This window comes from Psychroflexus salis (assembly GCF_014640175.1).
Lineage (GTDB): Bacteria > Bacteroidota > Bacteroidia > Flavobacteriales > Flavobacteriaceae > Psychroflexus > Psychroflexus salis.
The window spans coordinates 1-655 of sequence record NZ_BMGL01000036.1; the positions used below are offsets into that span (position 1 = coordinate 1).

Consider the following 655-nt stretch of genomic DNA (forward strand, 5'->3'; position numbering starts at 1 on the left):
ATTGATATTCAAAAAATTGGACGCCGAAAATTGAGAATGTTGAATAATTCACAAAACATAGCTGATTTGAGAATTCCGCCATCGAACCGACTTGAAAAGCTAAGCGGAAATTTAAGTGGATTTTACAGCATTCGAATTAACAAACAATGGCGAATAATTTTTGAGTGGAATAACGGAAATGCGAGCGAAGTAGAAATAGTTGATTATCATTAAAAAACAAAGAAAATGGAAAAGTTAGAAAATGTTCACCCAGGCGAAATTTTACTTTATGAATTTCTTGAGCCACTCGAAATTTCGGCTTATCGACTTTCTAAAGATTTGATAATTCCACAAACTCGAATATCTGAAATCATAAAAGGTAGACGTCGAATAACAGCTGATACGGCTTTGCGATTAAGTAAATATTTTGGTAATTCGGCTAAATTTTGGCTCGGTCTTCAAGACGATTTTGACATCGAAGAAGGAAAAGAAAATAAACAATCTGAACTGAACGAAATAAAACAGTACGCTGAAAAAAACGTTGCCTAACAGCGCATAACAAAAATGGCGAGATTTGTGCTGAAACGGGAGTTTTATTTATTTTTAGAAAGTAAAAAACCTTAACCGAAAAGTTTGCGCATTTTAAGTCGCCATTTATGTTATGCGCGAGACGTTG

The 655-nt window shown here is 34.2% G+C and carries 2 protein-coding genes; both read left to right on the forward strand.

Annotation, left to right across the window (positions count from 1 at the left end):
• The coding region (locus IEV63_RS12945; protein WP_188407231.1) for a type II toxin-antitoxin system RelE/ParE family toxin at positions 1–213 on the forward strand (213 nt) is incomplete at its 5' end.
• Between the two features lie 12 nt (positions 214–225).
• Positions 226–528, forward strand: coding sequence for a HigA family addiction module antitoxin (locus tag IEV63_RS12950; protein ID WP_188407232.1), 303 nt, complete (start codon positions 226–228; stop codon positions 526–528).
• The last annotated feature ends 127 nt before the right edge of the window (positions 529–655 follow it).